At 66.5% G+C, this 22860-nt stretch carries 22 protein-coding genes; 11 read left to right on the top strand and 11 right to left on the bottom strand.

Annotated features, from left to right (window positions below; all coding sequences use genetic code 11):
• Window positions 1-173 precede the first annotated feature (173 nt).
• A complete protein-coding gene (locus tag KAQ61_RS04550) occupies window positions 174-632 on the top strand; it encodes a DUF2721 domain-containing protein (RefSeq protein WP_042413232.1) in 459 nt (152 codons plus the stop codon).
• A gap of 15 nt (window positions 633-647) precedes the next feature.
• Here the strand turns inward: KAQ61_RS04550 and KAQ61_RS04555 are convergent, their stop codons facing one another.
• Window positions 648-1565 carry an HTH-type transcriptional regulator ArgP gene (locus KAQ61_RS04555; protein WP_210930636.1) on the bottom strand — a complete coding sequence of 306 codons (918 nt, stop codon included), beginning with the start codon at window positions 1563-1565 and terminating at the stop codon, window positions 648-650.
• An 81-nt stretch (window positions 1566-1646) separates the two neighbouring features.
• Between KAQ61_RS04555 and KAQ61_RS04560 the strand changes: the two genes are divergently transcribed.
• Window positions 1647-2285, top strand: coding sequence for a LysE/ArgO family amino acid transporter (locus KAQ61_RS04560; protein WP_210930637.1), 639 nt, complete (start codon window positions 1647-1649; stop codon window positions 2283-2285).
• Between the two features lie 85 nt (window positions 2286-2370).
• On the opposite strand, the gene KAQ61_RS04565 is transcribed toward KAQ61_RS04560, so the two are convergent.
• Together KAQ61_RS04565 and KAQ61_RS04570 are read right to left on the bottom strand one after the other, a co-directional pair.
• The gene (locus KAQ61_RS04565; protein ID WP_052662679.1) at window positions 2371-2679 is read right to left on the bottom strand and encodes a hypothetical protein; all 309 of its coding nucleotides are present in this window, start codon (window positions 2677-2679) and stop codon (window positions 2371-2373) included.
• 258 nt (window positions 2680-2937) lie between these two features.
• Window positions 2938-3723 (bottom strand): MetQ/NlpA family ABC transporter substrate-binding protein, encoded by a 786-nt coding sequence (locus tag KAQ61_RS04570; RefSeq protein ID WP_042413226.1) that lies wholly within the window; start codon window positions 3721-3723, stop codon window positions 2938-2940.
• 181 nt (window positions 3724-3904) lie between these two features.
• Here KAQ61_RS04570 and KAQ61_RS04575 point away from each other — a divergent pair, with 181 nt between their 5' ends.
• On the top strand, window positions 3905-4120 hold the full coding sequence (locus KAQ61_RS04575; RefSeq protein ID WP_043386013.1) for a DUF3820 family protein: 216 nt from the start codon (window positions 3905-3907) through the stop codon (window positions 4118-4120).
• 86 nt (window positions 4121-4206) lie between these two features.
• Here KAQ61_RS04575 and KAQ61_RS04580 read toward each other — a convergent pair whose 3' ends face one another.
• The 4 genes from KAQ61_RS04580 to KAQ61_RS04595 all read right to left on the bottom strand — a co-directional run bounded on the left by KAQ61_RS04580 (window position 4207) and on the right by KAQ61_RS04595 (window position 7856).
• Window positions 4207-4701, bottom strand: coding sequence for an ABC transporter substrate-binding protein (locus KAQ61_RS04580; protein WP_162524671.1), 495 nt, complete (start codon window positions 4699-4701; stop codon window positions 4207-4209).
• 472 nt (window positions 4702-5173) lie between these two features.
• Complete coding sequence (gene serB, locus KAQ61_RS04585) at window positions 5174-5887, bottom strand: phosphoserine phosphatase SerB (RefSeq protein ID WP_045267826.1); 714 nt, start codon at window positions 5885-5887, stop codon at window positions 5174-5176.
• 174 nt (window positions 5888-6061) lie between these two features.
• On the bottom strand, window positions 6062-7033 hold the full coding sequence (locus tag KAQ61_RS04590; protein ID WP_210930638.1) for a Bug family tripartite tricarboxylate transporter substrate binding protein: 972 nt from the start codon (window positions 7031-7033) through the stop codon (window positions 6062-6064).
• 163 nt (window positions 7034-7196) lie between these two features.
• Complete coding sequence (locus KAQ61_RS04595) at window positions 7197-7856, bottom strand: hypothetical protein (protein ID WP_210930639.1); 660 nt, start codon at window positions 7854-7856, stop codon at window positions 7197-7199.
• Window positions 7857-8042: 186 nt separating this feature from the next.
• On the opposite strand from KAQ61_RS04595, the gene KAQ61_RS04600 reads away from it, so the two are divergent.
• The 4 genes from KAQ61_RS04600 to KAQ61_RS04615 all read left to right on the top strand — a co-directional run bounded on the left by KAQ61_RS04600 (window position 8043) and on the right by KAQ61_RS04615 (window position 12469).
• Window positions 8043-9068, top strand: coding sequence for an ABC transporter ATP-binding protein (locus tag KAQ61_RS04600; protein ID WP_042413219.1), 1026 nt, complete (start codon window positions 8043-8045; stop codon window positions 9066-9068).
• Between the two features lie 78 nt (window positions 9069-9146).
• Window positions 9147-10439: an ABC transporter substrate-binding protein gene (locus KAQ61_RS04605; protein WP_210930640.1), complete on the top strand. Its 1293-nt coding sequence runs from the start codon at window positions 9147-9149 to the stop codon at window positions 10437-10439.
• A 297-nt stretch (window positions 10440-10736) separates the two neighbouring features.
• Window positions 10737-11639 carry a carbohydrate ABC transporter permease gene (locus KAQ61_RS04610; protein ID WP_210930641.1) on the top strand — a complete coding sequence of 301 codons (903 nt, stop codon included), beginning with the start codon at window positions 10737-10739 and terminating at the stop codon, window positions 11637-11639.
• Window positions 11636-12469 carry a carbohydrate ABC transporter permease gene (locus KAQ61_RS04615; protein WP_210930642.1) on the top strand — a complete coding sequence of 278 codons (834 nt, stop codon included), beginning with the start codon at window positions 11636-11638 and terminating at the stop codon, window positions 12467-12469. Before KAQ61_RS04610 ends, KAQ61_RS04615 begins: the two co-directional genes overlap by 4 nt.
• Before the next feature lie 187 nt (window positions 12470-12656).
• Here KAQ61_RS04615 and mfd read toward each other — a convergent pair whose 3' ends face one another.
• On the bottom strand, window positions 12657-16130 hold the full coding sequence (gene mfd, locus KAQ61_RS04620) for a transcription-repair coupling factor (protein ID WP_210930643.1): 3474 nt from the start codon (window positions 16128-16130) through the stop codon (window positions 12657-12659).
• A 102-nt stretch (window positions 16131-16232) separates the two neighbouring features.
• Between mfd and ispD the strand changes: the two genes are divergently transcribed.
• The gene (gene ispD / locus KAQ61_RS04625; protein ID WP_210930644.1) at window positions 16233-17051 is read left to right on the top strand and encodes a 2-C-methyl-D-erythritol 4-phosphate cytidylyltransferase; all 819 of its coding nucleotides are present in this window, start codon (window positions 16233-16235) and stop codon (window positions 17049-17051) included.
• 50 nt (window positions 17052-17101) lie between these two features.
• Window positions 17102-17596 (top strand): 2-C-methyl-D-erythritol 2,4-cyclodiphosphate synthase, encoded by a 495-nt coding sequence (gene ispF / locus KAQ61_RS04630; RefSeq protein WP_210930645.1) that lies wholly within the window; start codon window positions 17102-17104, stop codon window positions 17594-17596.
• A 167-nt stretch (window positions 17597-17763) separates the two neighbouring features.
• On the opposite strand, the gene KAQ61_RS04635 is transcribed toward ispF, so the two are convergent.
• Window positions 17764-19218 carry a sensor histidine kinase gene (locus KAQ61_RS04635; protein WP_043386048.1) on the bottom strand — a complete coding sequence of 485 codons (1455 nt, stop codon included), beginning with the start codon at window positions 19216-19218 and terminating at the stop codon, window positions 17764-17766.
• A 63-nt stretch (window positions 19219-19281) separates the two neighbouring features.
• A complete protein-coding gene (ompR, locus tag KAQ61_RS04640) occupies window positions 19282-20016 on the bottom strand; it encodes an osmolarity response regulator transcription factor OmpR (protein ID WP_042413206.1) in 735 nt (244 codons plus the stop codon).
• A 206-nt stretch (window positions 20017-20222) separates the two neighbouring features.
• Between ompR and KAQ61_RS04645 the strand changes: the two genes are divergently transcribed.
• On the top strand, window positions 20223-20963 hold the full coding sequence (locus tag KAQ61_RS04645; RefSeq protein ID WP_244982981.1) for an SIMPL domain-containing protein: 741 nt from the start codon (window positions 20223-20225) through the stop codon (window positions 20961-20963).
• A 94-nt stretch (window positions 20964-21057) separates the two neighbouring features.
• Here KAQ61_RS04645 and KAQ61_RS04650 read toward each other — a convergent pair whose 3' ends face one another.
• Window positions 21058-21840: a 3-hydroxybutyrate dehydrogenase gene (locus tag KAQ61_RS04650; protein ID WP_042413204.1), complete on the bottom strand. Its 783-nt coding sequence runs from the start codon at window positions 21838-21840 to the stop codon at window positions 21058-21060.
• Window positions 21841-21916: 76 nt separating this feature from the next.
• Between KAQ61_RS04650 and KAQ61_RS04655 the strand changes: the two genes are divergently transcribed.
• Window positions 21917-22834, top strand: a complete 918-nt coding sequence (locus tag KAQ61_RS04655; RefSeq protein ID WP_210930646.1) for an alpha/beta fold hydrolase — start codon at window positions 21917-21919, stop codon at window positions 22832-22834.
• Window positions 22835-22860 lie beyond the last annotated feature (26 nt).

Here is a 22860-nt window from a genome sequence, read left to right on the forward strand (position 1 = left end):
TCACTATCGCGTGCGGGTGGCGGGGGGCGTTTGCGGCACATCAAACGGCCGGACTGGGCGATTTGCGTTAAAGCAAGGGTCTGGATGGCCGGTCGGGCCGGTTTTTTGCATACCATGCGGGCATGGCCGTTCGTCGGCAGCGCCAACCAGTTTGAATGGGTGAGAAACAACACATGATCGACGCTTCCAACGTCACACACAGCGTGCAACTGGCCGTGGCGCCAGTGTTCTTTTTAACGGCCGTGGCCGGCATGATCGGCGCCGTGGCCGGGCGGCTGGCACGCATCATCGACCGGGCCAGGGTGATGGAGGAGCGCGTGCGCGCCAGCAACGATGAGGAGTTCATCGACCGCGGCCTGCGCGAGCTGAACTACCTGCGCACGCGGGGCCGCATTGCCAACTGGTCGATCGGCTTGCTGACGCTGTGCGGCTTTTTGATCGGGCTGACGATTGTCTTCCTGTTCATCGGCCAGGCCTGGGCGGAGCAGGGGCAGATGGTGGCGGTGTTCCTGTTCCTGGGCGGGGTGTTCTCGTTCATCGCCGCGCTGGCCTGCTTCATGTGGGAGACGGTGCTGGCCACCGATCTGTTGAACTTCAACGTGCTGGAGACCGGGCGGCAGATGCGGCACTGACCTCCCTGCGGCCGCTCAGGGCTTGGGGTCGATGGGCTCCAGCCAGGCCTGGGCGGCATTGATCACGCACTGTGTCAGGCGCTCCAGCCCGGTCTGCGCATTGCGCGCATGCGCCCAGTACAGGGGCACCGGAATGCCGCTGCCCGGCAGCAGCTCCACCAGGCTGCCGTTGACCAGGTGCTCGCGGATCAGCACCGTGGGGTGCATGCCCCAGGCCACGCCGGCTTCGCAGGCGCGCACGAAGGCGTGGGCCGATGGCACCCAGTGGCGCGGCGGCGCATGGCGGGCCGAGACGCCTTGCTGGTGCAGCCACTTGTCCTGCATCGCGTCCTTGCGGTCATAGGTCAGCACCGGTGCCTGCGACAGGGTCTGGGCATTGATGCCCTGGGCGCCGAAATAGCGGGCGATGAAGGCCGGGCTGGCAGCGGCCACGTACTGCATGTTCGCCAGGGGCCAGATGTTGCAGCCCGTTATGTGGCTGGACGAGGCCGTGACCGCCGCCATCACCTCCCCTTCCTTGATGCGTTTGGCCGTGTGGTCCTGGTCGTCGATGCTGATGTCCAGCAGCTCGTTGCCTTCCTGGGTGAAGGCGGCCATGGCATCCACGAACCAGCTGTTGAGCGAATCCGCATTCACCGCCAGCTTCAGCGTGGGGCGGGCCACCTGGCCTTCGGGCACCAGCTCGGGGTTGTTGCGGCGCAGCTCGTTTTCGAGCAACGCCACCTGCTCCACGTGCAGGCACAGGCGGCGCCCGGCCTCGGTGCCGGTGCAGGGCGCGCCGCGCATCACCAGCACCTGGCCCAGGCGCTCTTCCAGCAACTTGATGCGTTGCGAGATGGCCGAGGGCGTGACGTGCAGCTTGCGGGCCGCACGGTCAAAACTGCCTTCGCGCAGCACAGCGGCCAATGCTTCCAGTCCAGCGTAGTCGAGCATGTAGAAAAACTTAATTCGAATGAAGTAATTTAATTTATCTTATCTGCATAAGTCCGGCAATGCGGCGGGAGAATTGGCTGCATGTGGAATGCTGAAATCACCTCTTCCTGGCTGGCCGGTTTTACCGTGTGCCTGTCGCTGATCGTCTCCATCGGGGCGCAGAACGTCTATGTGCTGCGCCAGGCCGTGCGTGGGGAGCACACGCGGGCCTGCGTGGTCTGGTGCGTGGGCTCGGACGCGCTGCTGATTGGCGCCGGCGTGGCCGGCATGGCGCAACTGCTGTCCAGCCGCCCCGACGTGGCCTACTGGTGCGGCTGGGGCGGCGTGCTGTTCCTGCTGGGCTATGGGCTGTTCGCCTTGCACCGCATGGCGTTTGCCCAGAATGCCCTGGTGCTGGCCGAAGGCGATGCCGTGGCGCCGCGCAGCGTGTTGGCGGTGCTGGGCGCGCTGGCGGTCATCACCTTGCTCAATCCCCATGTCTACCTGGACACGGTGGTGCTGATCGGCTCCATCGGGGCGCGCCAGGCGGGGGAGCTGAAATGGTTCTTCGTGGTCGGGGCCGCCTGTGCCAGCCTGGTGTGGTTTTGCCTGCTCAGCGCGGCGGCGCAGCGGTTGCGCCCGCTGTTTGCCAAGCCCGTGGCGTGGCGGGTGCTGGATGGCATCACTGGGGTGATGATGCTGGTGCTAGCCTGGTGGGTGTGGCAGGGGCTGGTGGCCTGAGCGCACGTCGCGCCCTGCCATCCAAAGCAAAAGCCCGTGGTGCAAGCGCCACGGGCTTTTTTTGTGAGGTTGTGATGGAGGGGGCTCAGCCCAGGCGGGCCAGCACTTCCAGCAACTTCCACTGGTTGGCCAGGATCTGGTAGTAGCCGGTTTCCCCGGTCTTGTGGCTGGTGGCCTCGATGAAGACCACGTTCCCCTGCGCACGGGCCGGGGTCATGGTGGGCTTGATCTTGTCGTAGTTGTAGCGCTCCGCCAGGTCACCGCGGAAGTTCAGCAGGCGGTCACTGCCCGATGCCAGGTGAGCGGCAAACAGCTCCAGGGTGCGTGACAGCGTCACTTCGCTCAATCCGGTGGTGATGGCTTTGTCCAGGGAGATGGGGGCGGTGTCGCTCATGGAGGGGTCCGGTGAAAAGGCCTGGGAAATAAAGTTCGGCATCATGCCGCAGTTGCCGGGCCATGGATACTGGTGGTAACGATTTGCTCGGGCTTGTGTCGCGCAAGCGCAAGACCACGGTAGGCACCAACTGTGGCCACTCGGGCCATCGGCCAGTCCGATGACTGGACCCCGGTGGGGCGGTGCGTCATCTGGGATTGGCCTGCCCATGAAAAAAGCGCTGCCAGGGCAGCGCTTGGGAGTGGGGTGTGGTGCCGATCAGAAGGCGGGAACCACGGCGCCCTTGTACTTCTCTTCGATGAACTTCTTGGTGTCGGGCGAGTGCAGGGCCTTCATCAGCTTGGCGATGTCGGCGCCATCGGCGCGGTCCTTGCGGGCGGCGACGATATTGGTGTAAGGCGAGTCGGCGTTCTCGATGAACAGCGCATCCTTGGTGGGGTTGAGCTTGGCTTCGATTGCGTAGTTGGTGTTGATCAGGGCCAGGTCCACGTCAGCCAGCGCACGGGGCAGCAAAGGGGCTTCCAGTTCGCGGAACTTCAGTTTCTTGGGGTTCTTCACCACGTCCAGCGCGGTGCTGGTCAGGTTCTTGGGGTCCTTGAGTTCGATCAGGCCTTGCTTGGCCAGCAGCAGCAGGGCGCGGCCACCGTTGGAGGGATCGTTGGGGATGGCCACGGTAGCGCCGTCCTTCAGGTCCTTCAGGTTCTTGATCTTCTTGGAGTAGGCGCCGAAGGGTTCGACGTGCACTTTGCCGTTGGGCACTTGCACCAGGCTGGTCTTGCGGTCCTTGTTGTAGCTGTCCAGGTAGGGCTGGTGCTGGAAGAAGTTGGCGTCCAGCTGCTTGTCTTCCACGGCGGCGTTGGGCTGCACGTAGTCGCTGAATTCCTTGACCTGCAGCTCGATGCCGTCGGCTTTGAGCTGGGGCTTGATGAAGTTCAGGATTTCCGCGTGGGGCACGGCGGTGGCGGCCACCTTGAGGACATCGGCAGCCTGGGCGGAGAGGGCCAGGGTGGCAATCGCCACGGCAGTCAGGGTCTTCTTCAACATATGGAGGATTCCGTTCAAATGACAGTGGAGTGCGGTGTTGTCTCAGCCCTGTGTGCACCGATTGCAGCCTCAGGGTGTGGGGGCAAGTGTAATCTTGGCGTTGCAACCTGCTAAGTAATTTTTCCTAATTTGGTTATAAAGAAAGTGGTTTTTATGCAAAATTTTGCCATTCAGGGGCGCCGTGCACGCTGACGACCTCGAAAAGCTGGTGTCCACCCGCATGCCCTTCGGTAAGTACAAGGACCGTCTGCTGTGCGACCTGCCTGGCAATTACCTCGCGTGGTTTGCGCGCGAGGGCTTTCCGCCCGGCGGGTTGGGGCGCTTGCTGGCCCTGATGCACGAGCTGGACCACAACGGGCTCACGCGCCTGCTCGATCCCCTGCGGCCCCCGCGCTGAAGCGCTGCCAATAAAAACAAAACGCCCCGCGGCGCAAACCGGCGGGGTGTTTTGAGTGCGCGTGCACGGCAACTGCCGTGTGGCGATTACAGGGCGGCAGCGCGGGCCGCTTCGGCCTTGGCCTTGGCTTCGTCCAGCTTCTTTTGCAGCGCGGCGGCTTCGGCTTCGGCGGCCTTGGCTTCGGCCTGGGCCTTGGCCTTGGCGTCCGCTTCGGCGGCGGCCTTGTCGTCACCGCTGAAGGCGCCGGCAATCGCGTTGCCCGCCAGGGTGCCAACCACGGCGCCGGTGGCGGTGGCGGCGATGGTGCCCATCATGCCGGAGCCTGCGGGGGCGGCGGTGGCCGCAGGCGCCGCGGCGGGGGCTGCCGCGGCTGCGGGCGTGGCTGGGGTGGCCGGTGTCGCGGGCTTGGCGGCGGCGGTCGGGGCTGCAGGGGTGGCCGGCTTGGCGGGGGCCTGGCCAATCGCTGCAGGGCGCACCGACTTGCCGCCCCCCATGCGCTTGGCGTGCGCCAGGGTGGGCGCGGCCAATGCGGCGATGGTGACGGCGATCACGGAAGCGGTGGTGCGGAAAGAAGTTTTCACAAAAAGTCCTGGGAAAAGACGGTCAACAAAACGAGGGCCATGTGACGACCCCAGCGCGCCCGAGTGGGTGCGCTGCAAGGACATACATGGGGGGAGGGGTGCAAATTGCAAGCCCGCAGGTCCCGTGGGTTCGGGAAGGGGCTGGCCTTTGCGGGCCGCACACGTTGAAATGTTGGCGTTATGGGTGTGAGAGCGGCGATTTTACGCACAGCCCGCGCGCTGCAAGAATAAATAGCGGCAAGCGCTTGAATACAAAGGGTTTCTGATGGTTTTTCACCGGAAACCCATGCCAGGCCAGCGCAAGCCGCTTCTTTTTTGCAATGTGCTCGGGGGCGGTGGCCGCGGGGCGGGGCCGTGCCGCAGGCTTGGCCGGGGCTGGAGCTAGGGCTGGGGGCCGCGCAGGCCCCCGGCGGCACACACCCGGCGCGGCCCTGGCATTCGGGCGGCGGTGTTCCGGGTGTGGCGGTCCGCCTTACTGCAGCACTTCCAGCAGGCGGTCCAGGCCGCCTTCGTTGATGCAGACCTTGGCCTCGGCGCGCACGCGGGGCTTGGCGTGGTAGGCCACGGACAGGCCGGCGGCCTGCATCATGGGGATGTCGTTGCTGCCATCGCCCACGGCGATGCACTGCGCGGGCGTGATGCCCAGCAGGCAGGCCACTTCCAGCAGGGTGCGGCGCTTTTCGGCGCCGTCGCAGATGTCGCCCCATGGCTGTTCGACCAGGCCGCCGGTCAGCACGCCGTCGCGGGTCTCCAGCACGTTGGCGCGCACAAAGTCGATGCCCAGCAGGCCGCGCACATGTTCGGCAAAGTAGGTGAAGCCGCCGGAGACCAGTAGCACCTTCAGGCCGGCGGCCTGGGCGGCGCGCACCAGGGTGTCGGCACCGGGGGTCAGGCGCAGGCGCTCGGTCAGCACACGGGCCATGTCAGCCTCGGTCACGCCCACCAGCTTGCCCACGCGCTGGCGCAGGCTGTCCTTGAAATCGGTGATCTCGCCGCGCATGGTGGCCTCGGTGATGGCCGCGACTTCGGCCTTCTTGCCCGTGGCGTCGGCGATTTCGTCCACGCATTCGATGGTGATCAGCGTCGAGTCCATGTCGAACGCTATCAGCTTGTAGTCGCTGAGCTTTTGCGGGGCGGTGATGTGCTGGATGGTCAGGCCGGGGGCGAATTCGGTAGCGGCGGGCATGGGCGCGGGCAGAGGTTGCAGGATCAGGCCCAGCACGGCAGGTGCTGGGGGCTGGTGCGGATTATCGCGGCTGCGCGGCGCGGCAGGGGCGAACGGGGCTTGTGCGTGACCCGTGCCACCGGGCAGGTCACCTGCCCGGTGGCGGTGTCCGCTCCCGCCGGGCGTTGGGGGCGCTTATTGCGGCTGCAGGCCGGCGGCCTTGACCAGTTCGGCGTGCAGCTTCAGGTCGCCGGCGATCGTGGCCTGCAGTTCCTCGGGGCTGGACGGTGCGGGTTCCATGCCGCTGGCCAGCAGCTTGTCCCGGGCCGGGCCCTGCAGCACGCTGCGCACGGCCTGGTTCAACTGGGCCACCACGGCTGGTGGGGTCTTGGCCGGGGCCAGCAGGCCCACCCAGGCGGACAGTTGCAGGTCGGCAAAGCCGCTTTCGGCCATGGTCGCCACCTGGGGCAGCAGGGGCGAGCGCTGTGGGCTCATCACACCCAAGGCCTGCAGCTTGCCGGACTGGATGTGGGGCAGGGCCTCGGGCAGCACGGCGAACAGCATGTCGACATTGCCGGCCAGCGTGTCGTTGATGGCGTTGGCGCCGCCCTTGTAGGGCACGTGCAGCATCTCGGACTGCGTGCGCGTGCTGAACATCAGCGCCCCCAGGTGCTGCGGGCTGCCGTCGCCGGACGACGCATAGGTCAGTTGGCCCGGTGCGGCCCTTGCCTGGGTGACGACGGCGGCGACGCTGGGAAAGCGGGCCTTGTCCTTGACCACCAGCACCATGGGCTGGTTAACCAGCCGGGCGATGGGCTGGAAGTCGGTCTGCGGGTCATAGGCCAGCTGCTTGAAGATGCTCTTGTTGGTGGTCAGGAACGAGGCGGGCGAGACCGTCAGCGTGTAGCCATCGGGTGTGGCGCGCGCCACCTGGGGCATGCCGATCTGGCCGGACCCACCGGCCTTGTTTTCCACCACAAACGATTGCCCCAGTTTGGTGCCCAGCTCCTGGCTGATCACGCGGGCCAGCATGTCGGCGCTGCCCCCGGCGGGCAGGGCCACCATCACCTTGACGGGTTTGCTGGGGTAGGTGTCGGCCGCCGTGGCGCTGGTGCCGACGCACAGTGCGGCCAGGGTGCAGGCCAGAAGGTGGGGGCGCAAAAGCATGGTGCGTGTCCTGGGTGGGCTGCGCCAGCCGAAGGGCTGAGGTGTCGCAGTCCCCCGGACCACGCAAATTCAGTGCCCGGTCGCGGTGCGGTGGCCACGCGCCCCGTCTGCAAGGGCGTGTTTTTCAAAAATTAGAGCTGTCAGCGCAAGCGCAGTCAGCATTTCAAGGCTTTTTGCCGTGTAAATACAAATCGTCCGACCAGGTGGCCAGCCATTCGGGCTTGTAGGCCACGAACACGGCGCACAGCATGCCGGTGACCACGGCATCGCCCCAGGCCATCAGCCAGTGTGCAATCTGCGACAGGTCCTCCTGCACGCCCGGCAACTGGTGGCCCAGGGCCGCGGACAGCAGGCCGGCGGCAAACAGGTTCAGCACCGTGCCGACAAAGCCGCGGCCGAAGATGTAGACAAACACCTTGGTGCCCAGCCAGCGGCGCAGCAGCACCCCCCACAGCATGGCCAGCGTGGCCGGGACGATGCCGTGCCACACCGTCAGGCGCAGGGCCTCGATGGCCTCCAGGCTGGGCGAGAGCAGGTAGGCGATAGTCCCCACCAAGCACAGCGCCGGCACGGCCAGCGGCCAGCCCAGGGTCATCATCACCAGGCAGGCGCCCGACCACTGCAGCTGCAGCGGCATGTGGTGCAGCGTGGGCAGGGCCCACAGCCACGGCAGCACCACCAGGGTGGCCAGCAGCGGCGTCCACAGCGGGGCGCTGTCGCCATGGTGCTGCGTGACCAGGGCCTTGCGGTTGCGCAGCAACTGCCAGGGGCGCAGGGCCAGGGCCGCGACCAGGGCGGTGAGAAGGAGGGCGATGTCCAGCATCCGGCGATTGTGCGGTGGCGCTGGCGCCGCGTCCCCACCGCCGGGGCAGGCGGTGCTTGTGCTAGATCAAGCACCGGCATCGCAGCGGGGGCGATGGGCGGGCCTGTCCCGGTCTGGCGGCAGGGCGCCGGTGCCCTAGGGAAAGTCCGTCATGACGTTGTCACGCCGCCTGCCTACATTGGCGCGATGTCCACCATTCAACTGGAAGGTGTTGCCAAGTCGTGGGGCAGCACCACGGCTTTGCAAGCCATTGATCTGTCGATTCCCTCAGGCGCGTTCTGTGTGTTGCTGGGCCCTTCGGGCTGCGGCAAATCGACCACCTTGCGCATCATTGCCGGTCTGGAGCAGGCCAGCGCTGGGCGCGTGCGCATCGGCGGCCAGGATGTGACCGACCTGCCCCCGGCCGAGCGCGGCATCGCCATGGTGTTCCAGAACTACGCGCTGTTTCCCCACCTGTCGGTGGCCGAGAACATCGGCTTTGGCCTGTCGGTGCGCAAGGTGCCCAAGGCCGAGGCCGCCCGGCGCCTGCACGATGCGGCCGGCTTGCTGGGCCTGTCGCACCTGCTGGACCGCAAGCCGGGCCAGCTCTCGGGCGGCCAGCAGCAGCGCGTGGCCCTGGGCCGTGCCCTGGTGGCACAGGCCCATGTCTGCCTGATGGATGAACCCCTGTCCAACCTCGATGCCCAGCTGCGCCAGGAAATGCGTGCCGAGCTGCGTGAGCTGCAGCAGCGCCTGGGCCTGACGGTGGTGTATGTGACGCACGACCAGGCCGAGGCCATGAGCATGGCCGACCAGGTGGTGCTGCTGCACCAGGGCCGCGTGGAGCAATGCGCCACGCCGCGCGCCCTGTACGCCCAGCCGGCCACCACCTTTGCCGCGCGCTTCATCGGCACGCCCGCGATGAACTTGGTGCAGCTGCAGGACGGCGCAATCGCCGGCAGCAGCGTGCGCTTGCCCGCGCCCACCGGTGCCGCCTGGCTGGGGCTGCGCCCCGAGGCTGTGGCGCTGTCGGGCGAAGCCCGCGTGCCCGCCCAGGTGGTAGGGCTGGAATACCTGGGCGCCGATGTGGTGCTGCGCTGCCAGGTGGGCAGCGAGCAGATCACGGTGCGGGCCCCGGGCCAGCAGGCGGTGCAGGCCGGGCAGGCCCTGCCGCTGGCCTGGCCGCCGCAGGCCATGCATTTTTTCGACGCCGCCGGCCAGCGTCTGGCCTGACGGCCCTGCAGTTTTTTTGTCCACGTCCTCATCGGGCGGTTCCCAGTCCGCGATCGGCGGCCTACCAGGAGTGCATGCATGCAACGCAAGACCTTTTTGAAAACCATCGTCGCCACCAGCGCCGCCATGTGGGGGCTGTCGACGGCCCTGGCCCAGGCCAATCCGCTGGAGGTGCCGTTCTACTACCCCGTGGCCGTGGGCGGTCCCATCACCAAGGTCATCGACGGTTACGCGGCCGACTTCAACAAGGCCCACCCACAGTACAAGGTCACGCCCATCTACGCGGGCACCTACCAGGAAACCATCGTCAAGGCGCTGACGGCCAACAAGTCGGGCAAGGCGCCGGCCACCTCGGTGCTGCTGTCCACCGACATGTTCACGCTGATCGATGAAGACGCGATTGCCCCCATCGACGACTTTGTGAAGACCGATGCCGACAAGGCCTGGCTCAAGGGCTTCTACCCCGCGTTCATGGCCAACAGCCAGACCGGCGGCAAGACCTGGGGCATTCCGTTCCAGCGCTCCACCGTGGTCATGTACTACAACAAGGAAGCCTTCAAGGAAGCCGGTCTGGACCCGAACAAGGCCCCGCAGAACTGGAAGGAACTGCGCGACGCCGCGCAGAAGCTGACCAAGAAGGACGCCAACGGCAACGTCACCCAGTACGGCATCCAGATCCCCTCGACCGGTTTTGCCTACTGGATGCTGCAGACGCTGACCACGCCGAATGGCGTGCTGCTGGCCAACGAGGCTGGCACCAAGGTCATGTTTGACCACCCCAAGGTGATCGAGGCGCTGGACTTCTGGGTCAATCTGACCAAGGACGGCGTGCACCCCAAAGGCGTGGTGGAGTGGGGCACGACGCCCAAGGACTTCATGGAAAAGAAGGCCGCCATCATCGTCACCACCACCGGCAACCTGACTAACCTCAAGGCCAATGCCAAGTTCGACTTCGGCGTGGCGCAGATTGCCGGGAATGTGCGTAAGGGGTCGCCCACCGGGGGCGGCAACTTCTACATCTTCAAGAAGGCGCCCAAGGCGCAGCAACAGGCGGCGTTCGAGTTCGCCAAGTGGGTGACACAGCCCGAGCGCGCCGCGCAGTGGAGCATGGACAGCGGCTACGTCGCCGTGTCGCCCGCCGCCTACGACACGCCCGCGCTCAAGCAGTACGGCCAGGACTTCCCGCCCGCCCTGGTGGCGCGCGACCAGCTGCCGGTGTCGGTGGCGGAGTTCTCCACGCACGAGAACCAGCGCGTGACCAAGCTGCTGAACGACGCGGTCCAGGCGGCGTTGAATGGCACCAAGACCTCGGCCCAGGCGCTGAAGGACGCGCAGCGCGAGGCCGATCGCATCCTGCGCAGCTACCAGTAAGCCCCGGAACGTTGCGGCGCGCAGGCACAACCAGCCTGCTGGCCGCAGCGCCGGCATGGTGGTCCCGGTGACCCTCACGCCGGTATCTGGGTCTTATCTCTAAGTCTTATCGCCTTCCAGGCCATATCCCATGCGCGCAGCCAGCTATGTTTTTTTGTCCGCGAGGGACGCCCGTGATGTGTCCATGCTGCGCTGCCGTGGCTGGCGGGCCCAGGTTGCTGCGGTCGCCGTTCCTGCCGCATACCGCGCGGTGGGACCCGGGCAATGCAGCCGGTTTTGAGAGAGAAATTCCGTTCGATGGCCATGTCTTTTGCTTCATTGCCCCGCCGGGTTGGCAGCCCGGCCATCCATGCCTGGCTGCTGCTGTTGCCGGCGATGGTGCTGCTGGTGACCTTCACCCACTGGCCTGCCGTGGCCACCCTGATCGACAGCTTCTTCTCCACCCCGCGCGGCACCCGCCCCGCGGTCTGGGTGGGCGCCGAGAACTACGCCGTCATGGTGGACGACCCCGTCTTCTGGCAGGCTGTGCGCAACAACCTGTGGTTTGCGGTGGCCACCATCCCCACCTCCATCGGCCTGGCCCTGCTGATGGCGCTGTGGGTCAACGAACGCATGGCCGGGCGCACCTGGCTGCGCATGGCCTATTTCACGCCCACGGTGCTGCCCATGATTGCCGTGGCCAACATCTGGCTGTTCTTCTACACACCGCAGTACGGCCTGCTAGAGCAGGTGACGGGTGCGCTGGGCCTGCCCTCGCACAACTGGCTGGGCAGCCCGTCGACGGCGCTCGGGGCCGTGACCCTGGTGGCGGTGTGGAAGGAGGCGGGCTTCTTCATGATCTTCTACCTGGCCGCGCTGCAGACGCTGAACCCCAGCCTGAAGGAGGCGGCCGCCATCGAAGGCGCCTCGCGCTGGTACTTCTTTCGCCGCGTGCAGTGGCCGCTGCTGATGCCGACCACGCTGTTCGTGCTGGTGAATGCGGTGATCAATGCCTTCCGCCTGGTGGACCACATCTTCATCCTGACGCGCGGCGGGCCGGACAACGCCACCAGCCTGCTGCTGTACCACCTGTACGAGGTGGGCTTCAAGTTCTGGGACACGGCCTATGCCGCGGCCATCACCGTGGTGCTGGTGGTGGTGCTGGCCGGCGTGGCGCTGTTCCAGTTTTTCGTGCTCGACAAGAAGGTGCACTACCAATGAGCCGCCCTCCCGCCCCGGCGGTGATCTACCGCCACACCTGGTTCGACACCCTGGCCGCCTGGCTGCTGGCGCTGTGCTGGATCCTGCCGCTGGCCTATGCCGTGTGGACGGCCTTCCACCCCAGCGCCTACGCCACCCGGCTCGATCTGGCGGCACCGTGGACGCTGCAAAACTTCCGCAACGCCTGGGAGGCCGCGCCGTTTGCGCGCTATTTTTTGAACACCACGTTGCTGGTGCTGATGATTCTGGCGGCGCAGCTGGTACTGTCCACCCTGGCGGCATTTGCCTTTGCGCGCTATGAGTTCCGGGGCAAGAAGATTGCCTTCGCGCTGGTGCTGGTGCAGCTGATGATCATGCCGGACATCCTGCTGGTCGAGAACTACCAGACCATGGCCCGCCTGGGCCTGGTGGACACGCTGCTGGCCATCGGCCTGCCGTACTTCGCATCGGCCTTTGCCATCTTCCTGTTACGCCAGACCTTCCTGGGCATTCCCAAGGAGCTGGACGAGGCTGCGCGCGTGGAGGGCGCCAGCACCCTGCAGATCCTGTGGCGCGTCTATGTGCCGCTGGCCAGGCCGGTGTACACCGCGTTCGCCCTGGTGTCGGTGAGCTTCCACTGGAACAACTTCCTGTGGCCGCTGATCATCACCAACAGCGTGGAGTCGCGCCCGCTGACCGTCGGGCTGCAGGTGTTCTCCAGCGTGGAGCAGGGCGTGGACTGGTCCACCATCACCGCCGCCACCCTGATGACCTCGGCCCCGCTGCTGGTGGCCTTCATCCTGTTCCAGCGCCAGTTCGTGCAAAGCTTCATGCGCGCGGGCATCAAGTAGGGGGGGGCGGTGGGCGGCATGAGCCATGCCTCCTCGGCCCCTCGGTCCTTCGCCATCGTGGCCCCCTGGTTCCTTGATCCCCCCAGCGGACTGCTTCTGATCTGAGTGTGAGTGAGGCGCCCCCGGCGATAAAAAAGGCCAGATACCCATCCGGTCTCTGGCCTGTTGGGGGGAGGGTGCCTGGGACTCAGGCCGTGGTCGGCGTGCCCAGGCTGCGCAGCACATCGCGCACCATCTGGGCGCGGGCCTTGGGGTCGGGCAGGTCGCGCTCGATGCGCAGCTTGTCGTTGCCGGCCAGCTTGATGTGCTTGTTCTTCTGGATCAGGTGGATGATCTGCAGCGGCTCCACCGGCGGATTGGGCTTGAAGGTGATGTGGATCACCCCGGGGGCCGCGTCCACCTTGATCACACCATAGGGCTCGGACAGCACGCGCAGGCGGTGGGTGTCGATCAGCGTCTGCGCCTGCGGTGGCAGCTTGCCGAAGCGGTCCACGATCTCTTCCAGCAGGTTGTCGATCTGGTCCGTGCTCTTGGCCGTCGCCAGCTTTTTGTAGAACGACAGGCGCAGGTGCACATCGCCGCAGTAGTCGTTGGGCAGCAGGGCCGGGGCGTGCAGGTTGATCTCGGTGGTGACGGCCATGGGCGACAGCAGGTCGGGCTCCTTGCCGGCCTTGAGGCTGCGCACGGCCTCGGCCAGCATCTCGTTGTAGAGCTGGAAGCCGATCTCCATCATGTTGCCGCTCTGGTTCTCGCCCAGCACCTCGCCGGCGCCGCGGATTTCCAGGTCGTGCATGGCCAGGTAGAAGCCGCTGCCCAGTTCCTCCATCTGCTGGATGGCGTCCAGGCGCTGCTGGGCCTGCTTGGTCAGGCCTTCGATGTCCGGCACCATCAGGTAGGCATAGGCCTGGTGGTGGCTGCGACCCACGCGGCCGCGCAGCTGGTGCAGCTGGGCCAGACCGAACTTGTCGGCACGGCTGATGACGATGGTGTTGGCGCTGGGCACGTCGATGCCGGTCTCGATGATGGTCGAGCACAGCAGGATGTTGAAGCGCTGCGCCACAAAGTCGCGCATCACCTTTTCCAGCTCGCGCTCGGGCATCTGGCCGTGGGCCACGGCGATGCGTGCCTCGGGCAGTATTTCCTCCAGCGCCTGGCGGCGGTTCTCGATGGTCTCCACCTCGTTGTGCAGGAAGTAGCACTGGCCACCGCGCTTGAGCTCGCGCAGCACGGCCTCGCGGATCACACCCTGGCTTTCGCTGCGCACAAAGGTTTTGATGGCCAGACGCCGTTGCGGCGCGGTCGCGATCACCGACAGATCCCGCAGCCCCTCCAGCGCCATGCCCATGGTGCGCGGGATGGGGGTGGCGGTCAGCGTCAGCACGTCCACCTCGGCACGCAGGGCCTTCATGGCCTCCTTGTGGCGCACGCCAAAGCGGTGTTCCTCGTCGATGATGAGCAGGCCCAGGTCCTTGAACTTGACCGAACTGGACAGCAGCTTGTGCGTGCCGACCACGATGTCCACCGAACCCTCGCCCAGGCCCTGCAGCGCCGCGTTGACCTCCTTGGTGGTGCGAAAGCGCGAGACCTCGGCCACGCGCACCGGCCATTTGGAGAAACGGTCCACCAGCGTCTGGTAGTGCTGCTCGGCCAGCAGCGTGGTGGGCGCCAGGAAGGCCACCTGCTTGCCACCCATGGCGGCCACAAAGGCCGCGCGCAGCGCGACCTCGGTCTTGCCAAAGCCCACGTCGCCGCAGACCAGACGGTCCATGGGCTGGGGGCTGACCATGTCGTGGATCACGGCATGGATGGCGGCCTTCTGGTCGGCGGTTTCTTCAAAGCCAAAGTCGTTGGCAAAGACTTCGTAGTCTTGCGCGCTCAGGCGGAAGGCGTGGCCCTGGCGCGCAGCGCGCCGGGCATAGATGTTCAGCAGCTCGGCGGCTGCATCGCGCACCTGCTCGGCCGCCTTGCGCTTGGCTTTTTCCCACTGGCCGCTGCCCAGGCTGTGCAGCGGGGCGGATTCGGGCGTGACGCCGGTGTAGCGGCTGATGTGGTGCAGCTGGCTGACGGGCACGTACAGCACCGCGTCCTTGGCGTATTCCAGGTGCAGGAACTCCTGCAGCGCCGGCGTGCCATCGGCGTTCTTCTGGCCCACGTCCATGTTGACCAGGCCGTGGTAGCGGCCGATGCCGTGCTGGCTGTGCACCACCGGGTCGCCGACCTTCAGCTCGGACAGGTCCTTGATCAGCGCGTCCACGTCGCTGACCTGCTCCTGCTTCTTGCGCCGGCGCGTGGTGCCGGTGGTGGCGAACAGCTCGGTCTCGGTGACAAAGTCGATGCCGGCCTCGATCCAGGCAAAGCCGCGCATCAGGTTGGAGGTGGCAATTCCCAGGCGTTCGTGGGCCGTGCTCTGGAATTCGTACAACGAATCAAAGGCCGGTGGGTTCAGCTGCGAGGAGCGCAGGAAGTCCAGCAGGCTTTCGCGCCGGCCATCGCTTTCGGCCAGCACCAGCACGCGGCGCTGGGCGCTGCGCAGGTGGGCCTGCAGGCGCTGCAGCGGGTCTTCGGCGCCGCGCACCACGGACAGGTCGGGCAGCTTCTGGAAGAAGGCGCTGTCCGCCACATCGTCCACGCCGGGGCGCAGGGCCAGTTGCGGGTAGGGCTTGGCGCTCTGGTAGAACTGCTCGGCGTTCAGGAACAGGGTGTCCGGCGGCAGGGCGGGGCGCTCCGGGTCGCCCTGCACCAGGCGGAAGCGCTCCTTGGTGTCCTGCCAGAAACGCTGGAAGGCGGGCTCCAGCTCGCCGTGCAGCACCAGGGTGGCGTCGTCGCCCAGATAGTCGAACACCGTGGCCGTGGCGTCGAAGAACAGCGGCAGGTAGTACTCGATACCGGCCGTGGCCACGCCGGCGCCCATGTCCTTGTAGATGCGGCTGCGCGTGGGGTCGCCCTCCAGCAGCTCACGCCAGCGGTTGCGGAACTTGGCGCGCGCGTCCTCGTCCATGGGGAACTCGCGCCCGGGCAGCAGGCGCACGGCGGGCACGGTGTCCAGGCTGCGCTGGCTGTCCGGGTCGAAGGTGCGGATGGAGTCGATCTCGTCGTCGAACAGGTCCACGCGGTAGGGCACGTCCGAGCCCATGGGGAACAGGTCGATCAGGCCGCCGCGCACGGCGTATTCGCCATGGCTGACCACCTGCGAGACATGCTGGTAGCCCGCCAGCGTCAGCTGGGCCTTGAGCTTGGCCTCGTCCAGCTTCTGGCCCTGCTGGAACTCGAAGGTGTAGCCGGCCAGGAAGGATGGCGGTGCCAGGCGGTACAACGCCGTGGTGGCGGGCACCAGCACCACGTCCGCGCCGTGGGCATGGTCGCGCTGGCGGATGCGCCACAGCGTGGCCAGGCGTTCGCTGATCAGGTCCTGGTGCGGCGAGAAGGTGTCGTAGGGCAGGGTCTCCCAGTCCGGGAACAGCGCCGTGCGCAGTTGGGGCGCAAAGAACGCCATTTCATCGATCAGGCGCTGGGCATCGCTGGCGTCGGCGGTGACGATGGCGGTGATGCGGCCCTGGCCTTTCTCACGCTGTGCCAGCCTGGCCAGCAGCAAGGCATCGGCGCTGCCCACGGGCGTGGGCAGGGAAAAACGGTGACCGGGCGTGAGTTTGGGCAGATCCATGGAACCAGACAATTCGGAGACGGCAGGCGCAGGGCCTGCACAAAGCGCGGAAATGCGGCGTGCTGCCGCGAAGGTGTAGCGGGCAATTCTAGAATGCAGTGCATGACAGACTTGCTTGCTGCAGCGAATGCGCCCGGGTCACCGCAGGGTCGTTTCTGGGGACTGATTCCCTGCGCCGGTGTGGGCGCACGCGCCATCCCGCCGGGTGCTCCGACGCCCGACCTGCCCAAACAGTACCACCCGGTGGCCGGCCAGCCCCTGGTGCTGCACACGCTGGCGGCCTTTGCCGGCGTGCAGCGCCTGGCCGGCACGCTGGTGGCCGTGGCACCGAACGACCATTTCCTCGACACCTACCGCAGCGCGGCCTGGTGGCACCTGCCCTGCGGCGGCGCCACCCGGGCCGAGACCGTCATCGGCGGCCTCAAGGCCCTCCTGGCGCGCGGCGCGGCGCAGCACGACTGGGTGCTGGTGCACGATGCAGCGCGCTGCCTGGTGACCACGGCGCAGATCGACCACCTGATTGACGAATGCGAGCGCGACAGTGTGGGCGGCCTGCTGGCGCACAAGCTGCCCGACACGCTGAAGACCGCCGTCACCGGCGCCAACGGCGTGCGCGTGGCCGCCACGGTGGACCGCAGCGACAAATGGCTGGCGCAGACGCCGCAGATGTTCCGCCTGGGCGTGCTGCTGGATGCGCTGGTGCGCATGGGCGCGGTCGCCACCGACGAGGCCAGCGCCATGGAGGCCCTGGGCCACCGGCCCAAGCTGGTGCCCGGCGGGGCGCAGAACTTCAAGGTGACCTACCCCGACGACTTTGCCCTGGCCGAGGCCGTGCTGACGCAGCGCGGTGGCAGTGCCACGCTGGAGCGCTTCAAGGGCAAGCGCGATGCGGTGCACCCCACGGGCAACCCCTTTTTTTGAATTCCTAACCAAATTGGCCGCTAGCCCGCAAGGGATCAGCGTGAATAGCTATGAATTTTCGTATTGGTGAAGGCTGGGATACGCACGCCCTGGTGGCCGGGCGCAAGCTGATCATTGGCGGCGTGGAGATCCCGCACGACAAGGGCCTGTTGGGCCATTCGGATGCCGACGTGCTGCTGCACGCCATCACCGACGCGGTGCTGGGGGCGGCGGGCCTGGGTGACATCGGCCGCCATTTCCCGGACACGGCCGAGGCCTTCAAGGGCGCCGACTCCTGGGTGCTGCTGCAGGAGGCCACGCGCCGCGTGCGGGCCCAGGGCTGGGAGATCGGCAACATCGACAGCACGGTGATCGCACAAAAGCCCAAGCTGGCACCGCACATCCCGCTGATGCAGGAACGCATTGCCGGGGCGCTGGGCGTGGCCGTGGAGCAGGTCAACGTCAAGGCCAAGACCGCCGAGAAAATGGGCCCGGTGGGTGAGCTGCTGGCGATGGAGGCGAATGCCGTGGCACTGCTCTACAAGGCAGGTACACAGGCTGCATAAAACATAGCTGCTGGCGCTTGCTGGATCAGCGCTGCAGCCAGTTTTGATGCTCAATTGTGCGGCATGCCTGCCGTGCATGCAAAAAGCCTTGCAGGCGGACCTGCAAGGCTTTTTTTGTGGGCGACACGGTTGCCGCAGAGCGCACGGCCGGCCGTGCGGCCAGGCCCTCAGATGGCGTCGGGTGGCAGCTGGCGCTTGACCTGGGGACGCTGCAGGCGGTGCTGCGGGTCCTGCCCGTCGGGCACATCGGTCACGCGCTGTAGTTGGATGTGCGAGGCCAGCCCGCCCTCGTTGGCGTTGGTGATGGAGAACACGCCCCCCATGCGCTGCACCGTCTTGTCGACGATGGACAGGCCCAGGCCGGCGCCGGCGGCCGCGGTGCGGGCCGAGTCGCCGCGGAAGAAAGGCTGGGTCAGCTGCGCCAGCTGGTCCGGCGGCACGCCCGGGCCGTGGTCGCGCAGGCGCATCAGCACCCAGTTCTCGCGGGTCTTGATGGTGATGTCGACAAAGGCCGTGTCGGTGTCCACGGTCTTGCCGTAGCGGCGGGCGTTTTCCAGCAGGTTGGAGATGACGCGCGCCAGCTCCACCTCGTCGGCCATCACGTAGATGTCGTCCGGGATGGACATGGTGATCTGCAGTTCGCGGTGGTTCTGCACCGCGTACACGCAGGAGGCCACCACGGCATGCAGGTTCACCACGGTCAGCGTGACGTGGTCGGGCCGCGCGTAGTCCAGGAATTTGTCGATGGTGGCGTCCAACTGCACGATGTCGGCCACCATGTGTTCGCGGGCAATGTCGTCCTGCACGCTCATCTCGGTTTCCAGGCGCAGGCGCGCCAGCGGGGTGCGCAGGTCGTGCGAGATGCCGGCCAGCATCACGGCGCGCTCCTGCTCCAGCTTGGCCAGTTTCTGCGCCATGCGGTTGAAGCCGATGTTGACCTCGCGGATCTCGCTGGTCACGGCCTCCTCGTCGAGCTGGCTGGCGGCAAAGTCCCCATCGCGCACGCGGTTGGCGGCGTAGCTCAGTTGCTTGAGGGGGCGGTTGATCAGGCGCGCGATCACGGCCGCGCCCGCCAGCGACAGCAGGCCCGCCGTGCCCAGCCAGATCAGCCAGGTGCGGCCACCGGCCGTGGTGTAGCGCGACTTGTCCAGCAGGATCCAGTTCGGGTCCTCGTCGATGGTGAAGCTGACCCACAGGCCTTCCTCGCCGTTGACGCTGCGCGCCAGGATGGTGTCAGGCCCCAGGCGCGTGGTCAGCAGCTCGTTGAGGCGCTGGTTCAGCTGCGTGGGCGGCACCTCTTCAAAGCGGTCGCTGGGCTCGCGCGGCTGGATGCGCACGCCTTCCTGGTCGGCCATGGTCTTGATCAGCGACACCCGGGCGATGGCGTCCGAGTGCTGCAGCGCCGCCCGGCTGAGGTTGACCAGCGAGGCGATCTGCTGGGCCGTGTGCAGCGTGCGCGGCTCGAATTCGAGCGCCCGCAGCGTCTGCAGCCAGGCCAGGATACTGCCCAGCAGCAGCAGGGCCAGCAGGAAGAAGGTGCGCCAGAAGAGGTTCAGTCCCACCCGGGAGCGTGCATTCTGGGCGGAGGACGAGCTGGCGTCCGGGGCGTTGCCAGCAAGCATGGAAGGGCGTGACATGGGAAAAGGGCGCGGTGGCGCCACAGCCTCCCGCAGGGAGGCCGGGGTTTAGTTGATGCCGTCGGGTACGAACACGTAGCCCACGCCCCAGACGGTCTGGATGTAGCGCGGGGCGGCGGCGTCTTCTTCTATCAGCTTGCGCAGGCGCGAGACCTGCACGTCCAGGCTGCGGTCGAAGGGCTCGAACTCGCGCCCACGCGCCAGCAGGGCAAGCTTTTCGCGCGACAGCGGCTGGCGCGGGTGGCGCACCAGGGCCTTGAGCATGGCGAATTCACCGGTGGTCAGCGGCAGCTCTTCGCCGCTCTTTTGCAACACGCGCGTGCCCAGGTCAAAGGTGAAGGGGCCGAAGTTCACGACCTCGTTGTCGCCCGAAGGGGCACCGGGCGCTTCCACGGGGGGGCGGCGGCGCAGCACGGCATGGATGCGGGCCAGCAGTTCGCGCGGGTTGAAGGGCTTGCCGAGGTAGTCGTCGGCACCCACTTCCAGGCCGACGATGCGGTCCACATCCTCGCCCTTGGCGGTCAGCATGATGATGGGCGTGCGGTCGTTGGCCGAGCGCAGGCGGCGGCAGATGGACAGGCCGTCTTCGCCGGGCATCATCAGGTCCAGCACGATGAGGTCCACGGTTTCACGCAGCAGGATGCGGTTCAGGGCCTTGCCGTCCTCGGCAATCATGACCTCGAAACCTTCCTGCGTCAGGTAGCGGCGCAGCAGGTCGCGGATGCGGGCGTCGTCGTCGACAACGAGGATTTTGTCAGTGCGGTTGTTGTTGGTGGTGGCCATGGATCTACCCCTTGTCCAATTTGTAACAGAGCCAATTCTGACCAGCTTGGCGCGAAAAATTCCCGATTTCGCCCGGGTTTGACACAGTGTTACATGTCTTGCCAAATGCAGGGAGGTGGCGGGCGCAGCTTCGGCGTCTTGTCTGGCAAGCTTGGGCCTTGTTTGCATGCAATTTGGCGTGCTTTGGCATGAAAGGGAATTGAAAGATGCAGCTTCGCAAAACCAGCGCACGTTTTTTGCGCAATTCGGTCGGTGTGGTCATGTTCGTGGGCGGCGCTCTGGGTTCCGGGCTGGCGCTGGCCCAGTCGCAGGAGGTGCTGCGCAACGTGGTGCAGCTGTCGGCCACGGGCAGTGTCGAGGTCGACCAGGACTGGCTGCAGATGCGCCTGGCGGCCACGCGCGATGGCAACGACGCCGCCAGCGTGCAAAAGCAGCTGCAGCAGGCGGTGGACGCCGCCATGCACAGCCTGCGCCCGCAGGTGCAGGGGCAGAACCTGCAGGTCAGCAGCGGCAGCTTCGGCGTCTATCCGCGCCATGGCAATGACGGCAAGATCAAGGGCTGGCAGGGCCGTGCCGAGGTGCTGCTGGAAGGCAAGGACTTTGCGCGCATCACCCAGGCGGCCGCTCAGATCGAGGGCATGACGGTGGCGGGCATGGATTTCGGCCTGTCCAAGGAAGGCCGTGCGCGCGTGCAGGAGCAGGCCCAGGCCCAGGCCATCGACAGCTTCAAGGCCCGCTCCACGCAGCTAGCGCGGCAGTTCGGCTTCAGCGGCTACAGCCTGCGCGAGGTCAGCGTGAACAGCCAGGACGCCTACCCCGCGCCGCGCATGGTGCGCATGAATGCCATGCCCATGGCCGCCAAGGCCGAGGCGGCCGACGGCATGGCGGTGGAGGCTGGCAAGGCCCAGGTGGTGGTCAATGTGGCGGGGTCGGTGCAGCTGCAATAAGCAGAGCTGCCTGCGCTTGTCCAGCAAGCGCTAGAAGCCAAAAAGCCTCTGAATCTTTCAGAGGCTTTTTGCGTTGATGGGGCGCGGGCGGGGCTTATTGCGCGGCCCAGCCGCCATCCATGTTCCAGGCCACACCGCGCACATTGTTGGCGGCTGCCGAGCAGAAGAACACGGCCAGGGCGCCCAGTTCCTCCGGGGTGGTGAACTGCTGCGAGGGCTCTTTCTCGCCCAGCAGCTGGCGGGTGGCGTCGTCGATGCTGATGCCCTGGGCCTGGGCCTTGGCATCCACCTGCTTTTGCACCAGCGGCGTCAGCACCCAGCCGGGGCAGATAGCGTTGCAGGTCACGCCGGTGGTGGCATTTTCCAGCGCCGTGACCTTGGTCAGGCCGACGATGCCGTGCTTGGCCGCGACGTAGGCCGATTTTTGCGCCGAGGCCACCAGGCCGTGCACCGAGGCCACGTTGATGATGCGGCCCCAGTTGGCGGCCTGCATGGCGGGCAGCGCCAGGCGGGTGGTGTGGAAGGCGCTGGACAGGTTGATGGCCAGGATGGCATCCCATTTGTCGACCGGAAAGTCCTCGACCTTGGCCACGTGCTGGATGCCGGCGTTGTTGACCAGGATGTCGATGCGGCCGAAGCGCTGGGCGCCAAAGGCCATCATGGCCTCGATCTCGTCGGGGCGGCTCATGTCGGCGCCGTGGTAGTCCACCGCAATTCCGTGGGCCTGGCCGGCGGCGGCCACCTGGGCCTGGGCGCCCTGCGCATCGCCAAAACCGTTCAGAAGGACGTTGGCCCCCTGGGCTGCCAGCGCCTGTGCAATCCCGAGGCCGATGCCGCTGGTGGAACCTGTGACCAAAGCTGTTTTGCCCTTGAGCATCTCAAAAGTCTCCGCTGAAATATGAATTAGGATGGGTGAACCCATTATCTAGTGGCAAGTCTTCGATTGCGTACCCATGGTTGAACCTACGCTGAACTACGTAGCCTGTCCCGGTGCCGCCGTGCACGGCACGCCCACGCACCGCATGGCCTATTGGGAGTGGAACCAGACCGGCGATCCGGCCCATCCGCATGCGATCGTCTGCGTGCATGGCCTGACGCGCCAGGGGCGCGACTTCGACGTGCTGGCGCGCGACTTGAGCCGGTCGGCGCGTGTGATCTGCCCCGACGTGGCCGGGCGGGGTCGCAGCGACTGGTTGGCCCAGCCCAAGACCTATGGCGTGCCGCAGTACACCGTGGACATGCTGGCCTTGCTGCAGCAGGTGCATGCCACCGCCCCCATCGAGGTGCTGGACTGGCTGGGCACCAGCATGGGCGGCCTGATCGGTATGGCGGTGGCCGGCAATCCCGAACTGCCGTTGCCCGTGCCGGTGCGCAAGCTGCTGCTCAATGATGTAGGGCCAGTGCTGGAATGGCCGGCCCTGCAGCGCATTGCCCAGTATGTCGGCCAGCCTGCGCACTTCGATAGCGTGCAGCAGGGCGCTGATGCCTTGCGCCTGCTGTCGGCAGGCTTTGGGCCGCACACCCAGGCCCAGTGGCTGGCGCTGAGCCAGCCCATGCTGCGGCCCGCCGCGCAGGGCGGCTGGGAGCTGCACTACGACCCGGCGATCGCGTTGCCCATGCAGGGCATGACCCAGGCGCAGTCCGAGCAGTCGCACCCCCTGCTGTGGCAGCTGTATGACGGCATCAAGGCACAGACGTTGCTTGTCCGGGGTGCGCAGTCCGACCTGATTACCCGGGACACGGCCACTGCCATGCGGTTGCGCGGCCCGCGCGCTCGGGTGGTGGAGCTTGAAAATGTGGGGCATGCCCCCACCTTCGTGGCGGATGACCAGGTGGTCATCGCACGGAACTTCTTTTTGGGTGATGAATGAATACAGTATGTAAGGCCCTGTCGCGC

Origin of the sequence: Comamonas aquatica (assembly GCF_018064205.1) — a bacterium.
Lineage (GTDB): Bacteria > Pseudomonadota > Gammaproteobacteria > Burkholderiales > Burkholderiaceae_C > Comamonas > Comamonas aquatica.